Annotated in this window: 16 protein-coding genes and 1 riboswitch; of the genes, 2 read left to right on the top strand and 14 right to left on the bottom strand. The window is 30.4% G+C overall.

The features are described 5' to 3' along the window. The 13 genes from K7G79_RS07095 to K7G79_RS07035 form a co-directional block, all read right to left on the bottom strand. Positions 1 to 576: a restriction endonuclease subunit S gene (locus K7G79_RS07095; RefSeq protein ID WP_223550526.1), complete on the bottom strand. Its 576-nt coding sequence runs from the start codon at positions 574 to 576 to the stop codon at positions 1 to 3. Positions 577 to 688: 112 nt separating this feature from the next. Then, the gene (locus tag K7G79_RS07090; RefSeq protein WP_223550524.1) at positions 689 to 1,180 is read right to left on the bottom strand and encodes a hypothetical protein; all 492 of its coding nucleotides are present in this window, start codon (positions 1,178 to 1,180) and stop codon (positions 689 to 691) included. 6 nt (positions 1,181 to 1,186) lie between these two features. Next, a complete protein-coding gene (locus tag K7G79_RS07085) occupies positions 1,187 to 1,837 on the bottom strand; it encodes a hypothetical protein (RefSeq protein ID WP_223550523.1) in 651 nt (216 codons plus the stop codon). Positions 1,838 to 1,841: 4 nt separating this feature from the next. Further along, positions 1,842 to 2,435 (bottom strand): hypothetical protein, encoded by a 594-nt coding sequence (locus tag K7G79_RS07080; protein ID WP_223550521.1) that lies wholly within the window; start codon positions 2,433 to 2,435, stop codon positions 1,842 to 1,844. Beyond that, positions 2,435 to 3,541 (bottom strand): YcjF family protein, encoded by a 1,107-nt coding sequence (locus K7G79_RS07075; RefSeq protein WP_223550519.1) that lies wholly within the window; start codon positions 3,539 to 3,541, stop codon positions 2,435 to 2,437. The genes K7G79_RS07080 and K7G79_RS07075 overlap by 1 nt, the downstream gene beginning before the upstream one ends. A 3-nt stretch (positions 3,542 to 3,544) precedes the next feature. After that, positions 3,545 to 5,713: an ATP-dependent RecD-like DNA helicase gene (locus K7G79_RS07070; RefSeq protein WP_223550517.1), complete on the bottom strand. Its 2,169-nt coding sequence runs from the start codon at positions 5,711 to 5,713 to the stop codon at positions 3,545 to 3,547. A 100-nt stretch (positions 5,714 to 5,813) separates the two neighbouring features. Continuing rightward, complete coding sequence (locus K7G79_RS07065) at positions 5,814 to 6,302, bottom strand: hypothetical protein (protein ID WP_223550515.1); 489 nt, start codon at positions 6,300 to 6,302, stop codon at positions 5,814 to 5,816. Further along, positions 6,283 to 6,684, bottom strand: coding sequence for a hypothetical protein (locus K7G79_RS07060; RefSeq protein ID WP_223550513.1), 402 nt, complete (start codon positions 6,682 to 6,684; stop codon positions 6,283 to 6,285). Before K7G79_RS07060 ends, K7G79_RS07065 begins: the two co-directional genes overlap by 20 nt. A gap of 1 nt (position 6,685) precedes the next feature. Then, positions 6,686 to 9,202: a hypothetical protein gene (locus K7G79_RS07055; protein ID WP_223550511.1), complete on the bottom strand. Its 2,517-nt coding sequence runs from the start codon at positions 9,200 to 9,202 to the stop codon at positions 6,686 to 6,688. Then, complete coding sequence (locus K7G79_RS07050) at positions 9,193 to 11,313, bottom strand: DUF262 domain-containing protein (RefSeq protein WP_223550509.1); 2,121 nt, start codon at positions 11,311 to 11,313, stop codon at positions 9,193 to 9,195. Before K7G79_RS07050 ends, K7G79_RS07055 begins: the two co-directional genes overlap by 10 nt. 212 nt (positions 11,314 to 11,525) lie before the next feature. Further along, positions 11,526 to 12,125, bottom strand: a complete 600-nt coding sequence (locus tag K7G79_RS07045; protein ID WP_223550508.1) for a hypothetical protein — start codon at positions 12,123 to 12,125, stop codon at positions 11,526 to 11,528. 200 nt (positions 12,126 to 12,325) lie between these two features. Beyond that, positions 12,326 to 12,913 (bottom strand): CHAP domain-containing protein, encoded by a 588-nt coding sequence (locus K7G79_RS07040; protein ID WP_223550506.1) that lies wholly within the window; start codon positions 12,911 to 12,913, stop codon positions 12,326 to 12,328. 71 nt (positions 12,914 to 12,984) lie between these two features. Then, complete coding sequence (locus K7G79_RS07035) at positions 12,985 to 13,422, bottom strand: hypothetical protein (RefSeq protein ID WP_223550504.1); 438 nt, start codon at positions 13,420 to 13,422, stop codon at positions 12,985 to 12,987. Positions 13,423 to 13,486: 64 nt separating this feature from the next. Beyond that, positions 13,487 to 13,584, bottom strand: a riboswitch (SAM-I-IV-variant riboswitch). A 110-nt stretch (positions 13,585 to 13,694) separates the two neighbouring features. Here K7G79_RS07035 and K7G79_RS07030 point away from each other — a divergent pair. Continuing rightward, positions 13,695 to 14,573, top strand: coding sequence for a YDG/SRA domain-containing protein (locus K7G79_RS07030; RefSeq protein WP_223550502.1), 879 nt, complete (start codon positions 13,695 to 13,697; stop codon positions 14,571 to 14,573). After that, on the top strand, positions 14,560 to 14,943 hold the full coding sequence (locus tag K7G79_RS07025; protein ID WP_223550500.1) for a (deoxy)nucleoside triphosphate pyrophosphohydrolase: 384 nt from the start codon (positions 14,560 to 14,562) through the stop codon (positions 14,941 to 14,943). The genes K7G79_RS07030 and K7G79_RS07025 overlap by 14 nt, the downstream gene beginning before the upstream one ends. Here the strand turns inward: K7G79_RS07025 and K7G79_RS07020 are convergent. Then, positions 14,940 to 15,167 carry a hypothetical protein gene (locus tag K7G79_RS07020; RefSeq protein ID WP_223550498.1) on the bottom strand — a complete coding sequence of 76 codons (228 nt, stop codon included), beginning with the start codon at positions 15,165 to 15,167 and terminating at the stop codon, positions 14,940 to 14,942. The two genes, K7G79_RS07025 and K7G79_RS07020, sit on opposite strands and share 4 nt — an antisense overlap. Positions 15,168 to 15,308: the final 141 nt, after the last annotated feature.

Here is a 15,308-nt window from a genome sequence, read left to right as displayed (position 1 = left end):
TTATTTGAATTTAATCTGGTTGCTAATTATTTTATTAATGAGTCCCTTCTTGAGGGTTGTTCTTTTGTTAAGTAATTCCTGGGTGAATTGAATATTTTCATCTAATAGAGATATTAGGCTAACTGCTTTTTGTTGTTCCTCAATAGGTGGAATAGCAATATTTATCTGTTCTAATTCCTTTTTTGGAATAGAAGTGATAGTAGCACCTGCTCCAATAAGTTTCAGTGTATATTGTGTTTTTTCTGAGTTTAGGTACAGTGCTAAATATTTACCTAATACCTGTGCTGGATTAGTTCTGATAATGTAAAATAGGGAAGAGGGAATAGCTTGCCCAAAATCTGGATTGTAAGCCCAGGCAAAAGTACGATGACCCTTACCTGCTAGAATAACATCATTGGGCTGTAGCAGAAACTTATCATTCTTGCCATCTAGTCGCACAAAGCTTTCTTCAAACCTGCTTGGCTTGTAAAGCTTATCAAAATGACTGGCATGCAGATACTTAACAGAGCCCTCTTTCTGAGGCTTGTCGTAAGAACCAAACTGTATTTCTGAAATATTTCCAAGTTTTCGTAACATAAAAATGCTCTATTTCTAAATAAATTTTTCACAAAGATATGTAAAAAATATTATTGTAGAGCATTTCTAATTAAATATTTTTAATTTTTTTATTTTGTAGAATGTTTCTAATTTAGTAATTATCAAAATATATTTGTGTGTGATTTACTCGGAACTGCCTATTAATTCTTAATAATAACAAGTCTTTATAAATTAATTTTCTTTGTCTAGCATTAAACTTTAAATCATATTTAGTCACTGCACCATGAAAATCAGAACTTTTATTTGAACCTGTGCAATAATCTTCGGCAATTGTTTTGAAACAGCCTTCAATATCTAAACCTTCAACATTACTTTTATTATATAACTTATATAAGCCTAATCTAGATTCTATTTGGTTAATAAAATTAGATTGATACTTCTTGAATTGGGAGTCATTTATATGTGGTTTTGGATTAACTCCCCTAACTGTTATTAGTGTTTTATTCTTATTTACATCCCAGCACTTAATAGTTTCTAAATCCTTAATTAAGGGGTAGCATTTTTTACAATATCCTCTTGCTAAATGATTCCATTCATTGGTTCCGCATGATTGGCAACTGCTAAATTTTTTTGACCAAGCCATAATTTATTATTTAATTAATGTTTTTGTTCCTTTCAGTTTCATGAAAAAATACTCTCCTTTATTAATCCAATTAAATTTATAATTATAATTAAGAACTAATGTCTTAGGGACACCTCCAATAGGTGTATTAAGTGTAATACCGTTATTTATAATATTACCATCGGAGATATCATAGTCCCAGCTTTTTCCATTTTTAGTTTTTGGAAATGCAAAATTTATATGGTCTGTCATAACTAATTCAATTCCAAGCATTCTGTTCTCTGTTTCGGACTCATAGGATTCAAGCAATTCTAAATCTTCATAAACTCCAAACTTAAATAAATCTTGAGCCCCTCGTGGTTTACCACTTGCACTTAAGGTTTTGTAACATTTCATCTCAATGGGCAATATGCACTTATTTGAGTCTTTAATTATATGAATCTGCAAATCACACTCTCTTAATCGTCCATTTATTGGTATGCCTGATTCTAATTCAATTTTTATACTCTCATCTGCATTAAATAAATAGAGGTCTAAAGAATTCTTTAGTAAGTAGGCATACTGAAGTTGCATTGAAGCCTCTTTGTTTATTTCTATTAAGCCATTCCCAACCTTCTCCGTAAAACTCTCCCAACATTGGTCAATCAGCCTATGTACTCTTTCAATAAACTCTTCCATGTTATTAAATGTTTATTATTTTATTTAAAAGCGGTATTACATCTGCATGAGACATTCCTTGAGTGTGTCTAGCTTTATCATTTTCTAAAGGTACATATTGCTTAAGGACTTTCTCCTTCTGCACATAAAAAAATGGCTTAGGTGAATTAATAGATTTGAATCTAGTTTTAAGTGTGTTTAAATCTGTATTACTGCCACCCCAAAGAAACCAAACCCAATTAAATTTACTGCTTTCACTAGGACAAAATAGAGGAGATTCAGTTCTGTTGAATTCAGATATGGCTTCGTTCAAATCAGGATTGCACAAGTAAAACAAATTCAAAACCTGGATGTAGTCTCCTTTTTTAATGAAATCCACAGACTTTAGGATAATATTCCTTACTGTTGGTAATAGCTTATCATTTTCAAGGTTAATTTCTCTTAATTTGCCAAGTTGATTGTTTTCATTGGGTTTTGCACTTCCTGGATTTTTACCAACCACAGCTCCTATACATTTATCTGTTTCTAATGGTGCTTGAATATCGTTCAGATAGATTCGTGTGTTTATCCTATATAGGTTTCCATTAGATTCTAGAAATTTCGCCCAGTATAACGCCATTATTTACGATTGTTCTTTATTTCACTTTTCCTTTTCTCTCCTTCTTCCTTACCTTCTTTGCTACTTCTTGTAAATATTTTCTTCATTTCATTTTTGTCTGGAATTCTACCAGTTTTTTTAGTTATAATATAATAATCCATAACCTTTCCAATACCAAATGTTAATCCATAAACAACAGGAATTGTTGTTACCGCTCCCATGAAAGGTAGAAATGTTTTATAAGCACCAATGACCAATTGTTGGGCAGCTACACCTAAACCAATAACACCACCAATTTCTTTAATTATTTCCGTACTCCTTTCTTCAGTTATTTTATAACCTCTAACATCAGCTATTTGCTTCCCCATAATGGCTTGAGTTGGGGTTAGGATAAATATATCTGCAAATGGTAGAGGCTGAATTGCCAAACCTGCACATATCGCACTGTAAGTTCTAATTATATTGACTACTTTTTTGTTATCCGAATTGCCCTCATTTGTCTTCGAAATCAAGAAATTAGCTATATCAAGGTCATTCCTTAAAAGGTTATCAGAGGTTATTTTTGTTCTGCGTTTTAATGTATTTTCTGGAGCATAATATTCAGTTCGCAAAAATTCTCTTGTATAGGTTTTCTTCTCATCTAACGAGCAGTATTTATAAAGTTCTTTGATTTTGTTTTGAATAGCTCTTTTTTTTGCTTCACATGCTTCTTTGTTTTTTGCATAACTATCATATTTCTCTTTTTCTAATAAATATTCCTTTAGTTTCTTTTCATAATCGGCTACTGCTTTTTTATGATTATTATATCTTTTTTTGAATCTAGATTGGGCTTCAGAATACTGATATAAAGAGTATATTAATAATATAGATAATAGTACAAAAAAAATCTCAACGCCATAATTGCTATCAAAATAGACCCAATTAATAAAAAGAGTAAGCACTAAAACAATAGATGCCCCACAACCGAAACCTTTCAAATCAAGAAAATTTGGTTTTTTTATAATTTTGAACTCATAATTGTATGGCTTAGTAGGTTCCGCTGGTTTTCTGCGAAAAGATTGATTCTTCTCCAACAAATCCACCTCTTTTCTTAAGATGGTAAGTTCATTAATAATTTTATCCTTCATAAATTATAAATTGTTCTGTTCTAAGTATAAGTTGTTTTTTAATTTCATTTCTTCAATTTTTTCAAGTGAAATTTTAAAATCTATTATCCTCTTTTCTATAATTTCAATAGTAGATGGAGCTATAACAAAATGTTCTAATTCTAATAAATTTAAGATATAATTAGGCTCTTTTTTTAATGCATTTTCAAGTTGTTCTCCTTCGTATATGCCAAAATCAAGAACTGAATTTAACCTATATTTGGTAAGCTTAGTTTTAGGTTTTGTTATTTTAGATGATGAAATTGTTTTTTCGAAAACATCAAATACATTTTTGATAGTCTTATTTAGAAAAGAGGGGCTTTTAAAATCATTTATTTTGCCTCTGGAAATTGACTTATTGAATTCAACTAATTTAGAATCAACAATAATATCAGAATTTGTTATTTTTCTTTTTAAAGTTAAACCTTCTATGCTTTTGCATCTACTAATAGCTGTGTATAATTGACCATTTACAAATGCTCCGCTTCCCAGGTCAATATTTACCTTGTCAAAAGTTAATCCTTGACTTTTATGTATTGTAATAGCCCAGGCTAATTTTAATGGAAATTGAGTGAATGTGCCTATAACTTTAGATGTAATTGAACTCTTAGATTTGTCCCATTGATATTTTCTATTTTCCCAAGTTTCTCTCTCAACCTCATATGTTTGTCCGTTAGCTAACTCAACCTCAATACTATTCTCTTTAATGAAGTTTACTTTTCCAATGGTTCCATTAACCCATCTTCTACCATTTGAGTAAGAATCATTTTTCACAAACATTACTTGTGCATTTCTTTTTAATTCTAATGTAGCTAGAGTTGGATACCTGTCTTCCTTAAAATCTCCAGATATTGTAGCTTGGAAGCTTTTTAATCCATAGGGGATTTTGAATAATTTTCTATTGTTTTCCTCATTAGCAATATAGTTATTGCTTGTTAGCATCATTACAAAATCATTAATATCAGGAGAATAATGAGGATTATATTTTCTATTAAAGAAATTTAGAACATTTGAGTCAGCTTCATAAGTTCTTATCTTATTAAGGTTATTTATAAAATTCTCTTCTGATTGCCTATGAACCTGTTCAAGTTCAAATAATTTAGGTTGAAGTGATTTGAAAGCTGGAGCATCAAAGAAATATTCACTATCATATATTTCAGAAAAAACATGTTTTTGTATAGAATCACCTCTTTCTACAATAGGAGGTAACTGAAAGGCATCTCCAACAAATAACATTTGTTTGCCACCAAAAGGCTTATTTTGCTCACCTCCATTTATTTTTAATGAATAATCTAAAGCCTCTAATAAATCAGACCTCAACATTGAAACTTCATCAACAATTATGGTATCTGCTTTTTGTAATATTTTATATTTCTGAAAATTGGGATTGTATTTTTTTATTTCCTTGTCCTTAGGTAAAAGAGGTTTGAAGGGAAATCCAAAAAAAGAGTGTAATGTTTGTCCTCCAATATTTATTGCTGCTATCCCAGTAAAAGCAAATAATAAAGTATTTTTAGAGGTTTCCTTAGTGAAATAGTGAATAAATGTCGATTTTCCCGTCCCTGCTTTACCAGTAATGAAATAGGACTCGTTAGACTTTTCAATCTCTTTAAATAAATTAATAGCTACTGTATCATTCGAATAATTCTTTGGTAGTTCTATATACTTATTATAAAAATCTGGAAGTTCAACTTCTTCAAAAAGTGATAATTGCTGATTAGCTTCTGTTTCGCTACCTTCAATTCTCATAAAGAAAAATAAATCTCCTATATTGTCATAATAAGGGTCAGATGTATTCAAATCTTCCCCATACCGTGATAATTGCTTAAGTAAATAGTAGGTTTTTTTCAAAAACGTATGGCTATCATGTTTCCCAGAAGAAATCACATCTTCCACCTTACTTTTTGTTAAAGTGATACCAATAAAGGATAGGTATTTTAAAACGGTGTCAAGTTCATTTAGGGGATTAGAATGGTTGTAGTCGTCATTAAAATCTTCAAAACCAACAGGAAAATCTTTAAAATGAATAGAATCGTCGTCAAAACCATGAAATAACTGATTGGCAATATTCGGTTGATAAATTCCAGCTTTCACCAAATCAGAATCTTTGAACTGATTTTTCCATTTCTTCTCTATTTTCTTCAGTTCGTTCATTACAACTCAATCTTTATTAAAGCCAGTCATCTAAATCAGAAAACATAGTAGCCTTTCTTCAAAATATAAATAAGGAAAAAAGTATTCATTTTTTAATCTTTTATCCAAACCATTTCATTATTCTAGGTTTATATCCACTCAAATACAATTCTTTAAATTTTGGATAATCCATCATAGGTTCATTTAAGTCAATAAAAGAAAAACCTCCTCCCATTTTATCTTCATAGGTATTATGTTTCTCTAATTCATCAAAAAACTCATCCATGTATTTATCATAGGCTGAAAGGATTTTACTATCTAACATCTTTGATTTAGAAGCGTCTTTTTCTGAAAACTTTATAAAGTTATAAACATTCTCTTTCCATTTTTTAGCAATAACTATAAAACAATCACCTGGCTTTATACCAAAGAAGGATTTAATATCATTCTTAAAAATCATTACTGTGCAATCAGTGCATTTAACTTTTAATGTCGTATAATTGATTTTGTCATATCCAGTTAATTTATCAATAAATGTATTTCCAAAAATAATTTGCTTAATCTCTAGATCTATTTCAAATAATTCTGAATTAATTTTCTTTAGTATCATTATTAAAATCTTTTTCAAAATTCTGTATCAGTGAGGATACTATAACTCCACCAGCAGTTCCTGCTAAGAAGCCCCAGATTCCCACTGCACCTCCAAGACCTGCTATACCAATTCCCCCTGTTCCAAAAACAGCAATACCTATAATTGTCCCTAAAAATCCTCCTATAAAAAGCTTAGATTTAACGGATTGTTTTGTCCACATAATCTTTTTAATTTCTTTAGCTTTCTCCGTGCCGCTTAAATTTGAATTCTGTATTTCTTGAACCCTACGTAATAAAGTTAAAATCTTGTCCTTTTGTTTTCTTGACAGTTTTTGAAAAAAGGCAATCCCTTTTTTGATGGATTTTTCAATTTCTTCTTTTATGTTTTTTGTTTCATCCATCTTAAAATAATGACCATTGATTATCGTCCAACTCAGCCAAAATTAAAGAATACAAATTCTTATCATATGTACTCATCTTCTTCGTATCAAATAACTTTCTTTGCCTGTAATAGTAATGATATAATTGTTTTTCTTCATCAATAGATGGACTAGGCAAGCGTTTATATGAAATAACAAATCCATATAAGTCATTAAGACTAAATTTTAGACGTTCTCTTGTGTTTATTTCATAATCATAATTCTTAATCAAGTCTTTTATTAATGAAGCTCTTTTAATTTTAAGCTCACCAGCCTTTAATTTTTTTCTTTGCACATATAGCCATCTATAAAGCACTTGCTCTGATTCTGGACAATTGTTTGATGAAGGCAACTTGTTATAGGTTTTTACAAAACTGCTAATGCTATCATAACTTTCCATCCAAGTTCGCTTTGGTTTAGTTTCGGACTCAATAATTAACTCAAACTCCTCTCCATATTTCATATTGGCTATACCAATATAAGCTCCCTTAAAAAATGAAAAAGTATTTGATTCATCTAATTTCAAATTAGTCATAATACTATTTTCATTGGTTTTGGGTCGATACTTAACAACACGGTTTGTTATTTCTTTTATATGAACTGGCTTAGGTTGCCCTGTTAAAAAAGCTTCAACTATTTCCCTAATGGTTCCTCCTTTAAAATTTATTTTTTCATCCTCCCATTCTTTTAATCCATAAACACTGGTTCTTCCTATAGGCACAAATCCATGTTCTCTTTTCATTGAAGCTCTTATGCTTTCTACGCTAGTTTTATAATCTGGATTTTGAAGAATAACACATTCATATATATCGTTTACTTTAGAGGGTTTATCAAGTTTCTTTAATGCTTTATAAGCATACTCATGAACTTTTAATTTTGTGTTTCTACGAATTACAATATTGTTCTCCTCATTAAAAAAAACACCTAGTTCATAAATCAATAGAAATTCACAAACCATAAATATTTGTTTCTTTAATTCAGTGAAGTCGCATTTTTTAAATTTGTTAAAACAACTCTCCATCGAAAGGTTGTACGTTGCTTCATTACGCTCACGAAGTTTTAAAGATATTTCATCTAGGAACTTGACAAAGTCAAATAATACATTTAGTTTTTTCTTAATAAGATATATATTTTTCCATTCATGTCTGTTACGATGAGTTATTTCTCGTTCTTGAAAAACATCTTCTAGAACGCCAAGTATATCAATTGAATCATCTAAGTAAGGGGCTAGTAATAGACCACAAAAATTTTGATTAAAATTAGTGTTACTGGTTTTATTTATTAATTCTGCTTGTTCTTTACTTATACATATTATTTCATGCTCTAAACTTAAATTATAATGATTAAAGGTATAATCTAATTTTTTTAAGGGATATAATATTGAAAGTAAGCTATGTAAGCACGTCTCCTTTCGCTGCCGAACTCTTTCAGCAGTTAGGTTAACCAAAATTCCTATTTCTTCGTTGGATAGTATTTTCTGACCATTGTAAATCTTTATTCCAGACATTATAATCTGGTAAAATTTTGAATCAAATAAATTATCACACTTGAGAATATAATCGCAAACCTTGAAATAAGAATTGCTCTCAATAATATTGATAGGAATATTCTCAATACCAAAGTTATATTTAAAGAATAAATTTCTATTCTTATTCCTTAATTCCTTTTCATTTGATTTGGTGGAAACCTCCTTAATAAATTCCCTTAACCTGTCAGTGAATTGATTTAATTCCGATGCCGATTTTACCCCAACATTATCTATATTTAAAAAATCAAAATCGTTAACTGAAAATATATGTTTCCTAAATGAGTAAAAGGTAATTTCACCCTTAAGCATTTTTCTCAAGGCATTACTACTTCTAACAGAAAGGTTTTTAAAATTGGATTTTATGTAACTATTAATAGGTTTGATATGTATTTCTGACAACCCTTCTAATAATTCTTCAAAAGAAGATTTCAATTTAAAATTTGTAGTACCTGATTCATTATATGTATTAATTATAAAATCCTTTATAATTTCTATATAATGTTTTATTTCGGAAATTGATTTGGTTCCTGCATTTTCAATACTGTTGTAATCAAAGGGTTTTACTGATAATATTTTAGCCCATATAGAAGCAAGAGTCAAGTTTCCATTTAAATGAAGTCGAAGAGCATTCTGGCTTCTACGAGACAACTGGGATGAATTAACTTCAATAAATTTCTCAATAAGGTCTCTCCTACTAGGTGAAAGATTTAACACTATCTTTTCAAAAGTGTTCTCTTCAACCTTTTTATTTTGGTTTCTTAAAAACATGTGCTTATACTTCTCACATAAATCTATCAGCTCTTTATTAGAATCTTCTCTGCACCTTCTTAAGGCTAAAAAATTACCATTTTCAAAATAATATTTAATTAGGTCTCCAAAAGAGTTTAGGTCGTTTTCATGACACAAGTTAAAAGCTCTGGTGCTGAGGAAATTTTGCAAGCTATATAATCTCATTGATGTATTTAATTCCAATGCAATTTTTCATAATTGCTCTGCTCTTCTCTATTTAATGGAATAGAAGAATTTCCATTTCTAACATAAAAACTATCTCTACCCTCAAAATTTAAAAACACAGGCTTTCCGAATTTTGAAATATTTATTAAACATATTTCCTTCTCCTCAACTGTTGGAAAAGTGATTTTTAAATGTTTTTCGAAATTACCACCAAGGAACTTTTTAATAACTTGTTTCAAATAAAGTTCAAATCCATCTAAGTTTTGTTTGCTTAGTGTACTTAAATCTTTATCTAACCCTAGTATGTTTCCATCATCATCAACGCCAATTATCAAAATACCACCATCAGCATTCAGAAATGCAGATATAGTTTTTGCAACTACGCTTTCTAGCTTCTTATTCAATTGTCCTTCTCTTAAATCATACCTTAAAGTGGATTTAAATTCTAATTTATCACTTTCACCTGTAAGTATCAATTCCTTAATCCCCTGCTCCTTGGAACTCACTCGATGTTTTAAATCAATTCTATCGGAAAGCTTTTTATACATCAATGTTGCTCTTTCCCTAAGAAAAATGGAATAATCATCACTGCCTATACCAAACTCACTAATACCCTTAATCAAATGAGATTTAAGGGTAGGTAAAAGCCCATCGTTAATATCTTTAAACTCACTAATGTAAACAGAAGGAGCCTTTGCCTTTATTTTACGTTTATTTATATCAGCACTCACCAAAGTGATATTAACCAAGCTGTTTGCATTTCCAATATTATGTTTTTTCAAGTAAGCCCTTGGAAAGAAATGATGATAGTTTTTACTATTGGCGGCTTTTAACCAAGAATTGTCCAAAATTACCTTGCCATTATCTTGAAAATCCTTAGGTTCTTCGTAAGCTAATAAGCAAAGAATGGCTTTACAATAGCTGCTACCTGCACTAAAACTAGTTTCTATCAAATCTTTAGGCGAGGTTAAATAGACTTTAAAGTCATCATAAATAGGTCTTTTTCCAGATATTATTTCATCTATTCTTTTTACATCTTGTGCTAATTTTGATTCGGTGGCACTTGAATAACGATAGGATAAAGCAATTCTCCAGAAAAACTCCTCTAGGTATTTGATTTGCTCTCCTTGAGGACGTTCTTTATTTATATAGAAAAAATAAACATAAGGAATTAATAACGAATCATATGGAAGAATAGCGGATACGGGAATCCTATATACTGAACGGAAGAAATCAATGCTCTCTTTAAGTGCGGAGATTAGATTGTTCCATGCGTCAATTATTCTCTGCTTATCTAGCTGTAAAATAACCTTACGTTTGCATTCTTTATTCTTACTTAAAACAAGTGCAAGAGAGCTAAGTATAACAGAACTTGAAATGGTATCATATTTAATTGCAGAAAGCTCTTTAAGCAATTTTTGATACTTATCTTCCATATCAAAATTTTGTCCCTCATCATAGGTCTTTGCCGACATTATTTCAAAAAGAGTAAGCGTCTGTCCTCCTGTGTTAATTCTTGTAAAAACTTCAATAGCAGAATCAATATCTTCCTTTCTTAATACTATTGTTGAAAAATCATAAGTTGAAAAAGCTTGAGAGTATTCGTGAATTTTTTTAAAATCTTGGTCTGAGTACCGCTCTTTTATGGTCAATAAATTATCATTAAAATTTAATACTTCATTTAAAGAAATATAAACTTGATTAGGCTTTTCAGAGACAACAATTTGTTGGTCATTACTATAAATATCTTCTTCCAAGTCTACATAAATTCCCGAATAATCCGTAATTTTTTTCTCTCCTTCCTTTTGTATTTGTGCCCCTAAATAAGCTGCGTACAAGGACGTTATTCTTTGCTGACCATCAAGAACATATTGCACCTTAATATCGTCTGGAACAGGAGGTAAATTTAGATTCCCAATGTTTTTGATATCATTTAACCTCTCATTAGTTTCCCATAGTATAAATGTACCGATTGGATACCCCTTTAAAATACTATCCAGGAGTTTGGCGGTTTTATCTATACTCCAAATAAAGTTTCTTTGAAATTTTGGGATTTTAATATGACCCTTTTCTATTTCAGATATTAGGTCGGTATATTTTTTCGAGTCAGGTTTTGGTTGTTTGCTCATTACTATATTTAAATTAAAGTAAGATTGCTAAATGTAGGTTAATTGCTATAGTTAATTTATGACATTAGTCACAAACTATATTAATTCTCATAACTTTGAGAGATAGATAGAGCCTTATTTAAACTAACGCCTGGAATAAAGATAAAAATTACACTGTATATTCCTACAGTATATTACAAGTTTTTTTCAATTTAGAATTAATCTTCTTAAAATTATTTTAATCCCAATTTCCTCTTGATAGTGACATCATTTTTATAGAATAAGTCATGAGAACTAATTCTCCTTTCTTCAAAAGCTTTATACTTTTCATAATGAAAGTACTTATTGTACATTCCTGATTTCAGGCTTATGAATATTCTTTGAATATCAGCCTCAAAACTATGACGAATATGGTCTACATAAAAATAGTTTGTACCTACCTGTGCGTGCAAAAAAGGAATATCAATATTTTCACCTACCCTTGGCAGATATGGTAAATTATTGCACTTAAAATACCCTCTGTCATTTTCAAAATAATTTAGGTCGAAATATATTTCAGTCTTATTAAATACCAGGAAATTCTCTTTTTCAATATCAAAGACCTCATTATATAAGTCTTGTATTAGTTTTCTCAAAGTATAGGGCTTTAAATCCAAGTCGATACCAATTTGTTTTAAAGAAGGTATTGGTTCGTCAGATTCTAAAAAATCATTGGACATCATAAAATCTATTAGCTCCTTGTATTTCTGATTTCCCTTGAATATCTTCTCAAGCTGAATTTTGATAAATAGTAAATCCAGAAATGCTCTTTTTATTGAAAATTGTCTTTCCATGATATTTAGTTTTTGTTTATCTGCAGGAAAGACAAGGTATCAAGAAAAGGCTTATTTTGGCTTTTTTTAGCAATAAAAAATGCCCTAAAAAACGCTCTCTACATGCGTATTACACATTTACCATAATTACAGTTTTCTGTTTTTAAGTAAAATTTTTAGTTAAAGTAGGTGTTCACTTTATATTTATTATTTATTGCCTCTTACGGTTTTCTTAATCTTCCCAAAACTGAGCTACTAATAATTTTCCATTTATTGTTGGTTTTTACAAGTTCAAAAGTTGCTCTAGATTTACCATACCTACCAGGGTTTTGCTGTATGATTTCAATTTCATTACCCATAACCTTAGAGACAATAGCCACATGTCCATAGCTATTAAATCTAGTTGCCCCAAAAATGATTAAATCATTAACCTTTGGTTTACTTAAACTAGGATTTGAATATTGAATCAGATTTCGGTCTTTGTTGTATTCTCCATCTTTAAGCTTTGTATTAAAGAAGTCTTTAGCATGTCCATAGCTATTAGGCATTTTATGATTTAAATACTCATAATAATAACGTTTTACGAACTCTACACACTGATACTTTAATCCGATGTTGTAATTATCTTTCGATAGATTTCTACCTTCCACATTACTAACACTTGCGTTGTAATACACATTAATACCATTAAAGCTGTCCACCACATCTCCAACTTTGTAAAAAACGTTGTTCTTATATAACAGAATCAAGCTTGTTGCTCCAACAAGAACAATAATCATGAGTGCGTATATCCATTTTTTATTTTTCAAATAAGATTCTTTCTAAGTATAATGATATATTAAAGAATAGTTAACGCATAAACTATTAGTTTATGCTTTGATTAAAAAAGGTATGTGATATCTGGATTTCTATTATTATGTGCATCTCGCTCATAACCATCACTATAGTTACATCTGAAAATATCATTTATTTTCCCATCTTCTTCTTTGATATTATAAGCAAAAGCTGGCTTACCTTGATTAGGTTCAATGTAAAACTCATATACTCTCTCTCCAACATAGCACATTTTACATGTTCCCATTACCAATTTGACCTCTTCTATTCCGATGCTTTTTAAATAGTCAAATTGACTTTTCATTGAGTTTAAAAATCTATACTTATCTAAGTCTTCAAAATACTGGTCTTCATCAATCAATGGTTCAAAAATGGAAGTATCTAGCTTTATACAAGCTTCAATAAAGGTCTCCTTAATTTTTAAGGAATTATGCTTCCCAGAGGATACTTGTTTTACTTTTAATTTAATGAGTTGATTGTCCATAATAAATAATTTAAATATCAATTACCATGACGATTAAATAAAGCTATTGATAAGAAAGAGGTAATAAAAAACACTTTTTTCCTTTATAATGGCTCATTGTTAAAGCACCTTTGCTTGTTATTGCAGGTTGCTACCTTATTTAAGAGGTTCGTAATGATGATTTAAATATAGGGTTATTTTGGAAATATTATTAAGTTAATTAAACACCCAGCAGGTTTGTGTAGTGTTAGCTATTTCTCTAAATTTACTCTTTAAGAATTTAATATAACGATATGCCTAGAGCAATAGTATTCGGTGAAATTCCTGGAATTGAAGAAGGACATTGGTTTGAAGGACGAAAAGAAATGATGCCAACAAGTTTTCATAGAAGCTGGGGTGCTGGAATAGATGGTAATGGAAATGAAGGAACTTCGGCAATTGTACTTTCAGGTGGTTATGAAGATGATAAAGATTTAGGTGATGAAATAATATATACAGGAGCAGGTGGTAATGACCCCAAAACAGGAAAGCAAGTTGCGGACCAATCTTGGAGTAATAGAGGAAATGCAGGATTACTTAAATGCATGAATGAAGGTTTACCTGTTCGAGTTATTCGAGGACATAAGCATAATTCAGACTTCTCCCCTAAAAGTGGTTACACATATGCTGGTTTATATAGTGTGGTTGATGCTTGGCAAGAAAAAGGTAAAAGCGGACACAAAATCTGTAGGTTTAGGTTAGTTTATTCTGGAGCCAACGATACTAGAAAGTCAGCAGAGGAAACTGAATTGGACCACGGTGTTCGAGATAAAAAAAGAATAGCAGGAACAGTTTTACGGATAGTACGAGATACCAAGATTGCACTTGATGTTAAAAACCTATATAAATATAAATGTCAAGTTTGCGGAACGGCTATAAAAACTCCAAGTGGGTTTTATTCTGAAGGAGCACATATTCGTCCATTAGGAAAACCTCATAATGGGGATGATAGCCTTGCAAACCTTCTTTGCATGTGCCCAAATCACCATGTCATGTTTGATAAAGGCTCTTTTGCTATTACAGATGATTATAAATTGATGGGGGAAGTGACAGGTGATTTATTGGTTGATAAGAAACATCAGATTGATACCAATAATCTTTCATACCATAGAAAAAGCCATGGGTTTGATTAAGGTTGTTTGCGGAGTAATTTATAAGGATAATAAAATTCTATTATGTAGAAGAAAGCCAGGGAAGTTCCTAGAAGGCTATTGGGAGTTTCCTGGAGGAAAGGTGGAAGATTATGAAACAAATGAAAATTCACTCATTAGAGAGCTTCAAGAGGAGCTAGAGATGGAAGTTAAAATAGAAAGTTTCTTCACTATTTCTGAACATCATTATGAAAAATTCTCCATAGAATTAATAGTATATAAATGCATTTATAAAACTTCTAATTTTAAACTCACGGACCACGATAAATATGAATGGGTAAAACCAAATGATTTATTGAATTGGAAACTTGCTCCAGCTGACATTCCAATTGCAAAGAAATTGATTAGCTAAAACTTTGGAGCATACTTATCAAGACTATTACCGTATTTAAAACTTCTTACTTCTGTAATAGTGTTATGTCCTGCATCATAAACAAGCTCAACAAAAAATTTATCAATGGCATAACAGTTAATGCGAATGTCTTTGGTAATGTAGTTGTCTAAGAATGTACCCCTATCCCAAACAGTTGCTTGTTTTTCTTCAAGGCTAAGTATGTTAAATTCGTATAAGGTCATTTGATTCTTGTAAGTAGGCGAGTACTAGCAATTACTTATAGCCATTGTTGGGCACAGTTATTTATAGTCTAATTTCAAAAGATCATTTCCTAAGTTTGCTATGTATAGAGTTTGACCATCATTTGAATAGAACATTCCTGT

This window comes from Aestuariivivens sp. NBU2969 (assembly GCF_019931125.1).
GTDB lineage: Bacteria > Bacteroidota > Bacteroidia > Flavobacteriales > Flavobacteriaceae > Aestuariivivens > Aestuariivivens marinum.
The sequence above is the reverse complement of the archived record's forward strand: the minus strand, read 5'-3'. Positions and strand labels throughout refer to the sequence as shown.

What these genes read in the sequence shown, in the direction of transcription:
- K7G79_RS07095 (WP_223550526.1), bottom strand. Translation starts at nt 576, where the DNA reads ATGTTACGAAAACTTGGAAATATTTCAGAAATACAGTTTGGTTCTTAC.
- K7G79_RS07090 (WP_223550524.1), bottom strand. Translation starts at nt 1,180, where the DNA reads ATGGCTTGGTCAAAAAAATTTAGCAGTTGCCAATCATGCGGAACCAAT.
- K7G79_RS07045 (WP_223550508.1), bottom strand. Translation starts at nt 12,125, where the DNA reads ATGGAAAGACAATTTTCAATAAAAAGAGCATTTCTGGATTTACTATTT.
- K7G79_RS07030 (WP_223550502.1), top strand. Translation starts at nt 13,695, where the DNA reads ATGCCTAGAGCAATAGTATTCGGTGAAATTCCTGGAATTGAAGAAGGA.
- K7G79_RS07085 (WP_223550523.1), bottom strand. Translation starts at nt 1,837, where the DNA reads ATGGAAGAGTTTATTGAAAGAGTACATAGGCTGATTGACCAATGTTGG.
- K7G79_RS07080 (WP_223550521.1), bottom strand. Translation starts at nt 2,435, where the DNA reads ATGGCGTTATACTGGGCGAAATTTCTAGAATCTAATGGAAACCTATAT.
- K7G79_RS07065 (WP_223550515.1), bottom strand. Translation starts at nt 6,302, where the DNA reads ATGATACTAAAGAAAATTAATTCAGAATTATTTGAAATAGATCTAGAG.
- K7G79_RS07060 (WP_223550513.1), bottom strand. Translation starts at nt 6,684, where the DNA reads ATGGATGAAACAAAAAACATAAAAGAAGAAATTGAAAAATCCATCAAA.
- K7G79_RS07035 (WP_223550504.1), bottom strand. Translation starts at nt 13,422, where the DNA reads ATGGACAATCAACTCATTAAATTAAAAGTAAAACAAGTATCCTCTGGG.
- K7G79_RS07050 (WP_223550509.1), bottom strand. Translation starts at nt 11,313, where the DNA reads ATGAGCAAACAACCAAAACCTGACTCGAAAAAATATACCGACCTAATA.
- K7G79_RS07020 (WP_223550498.1), bottom strand. Translation starts at nt 15,167, where the DNA reads ATGACCTTATACGAATTTAACATACTTAGCCTTGAAGAAAAACAAGCA.
- K7G79_RS07070 (WP_223550517.1), bottom strand. Translation starts at nt 5,713, where the DNA reads ATGAACGAACTGAAGAAAATAGAGAAGAAATGGAAAAATCAGTTCAAA.
- K7G79_RS07075 (WP_223550519.1), bottom strand. Translation starts at nt 3,541, where the DNA reads ATGAAGGATAAAATTATTAATGAACTTACCATCTTAAGAAAAGAGGTG.
- K7G79_RS07025 (WP_223550500.1), top strand. Translation starts at nt 14,560, where the DNA reads ATGGGTTTGATTAAGGTTGTTTGCGGAGTAATTTATAAGGATAATAAA.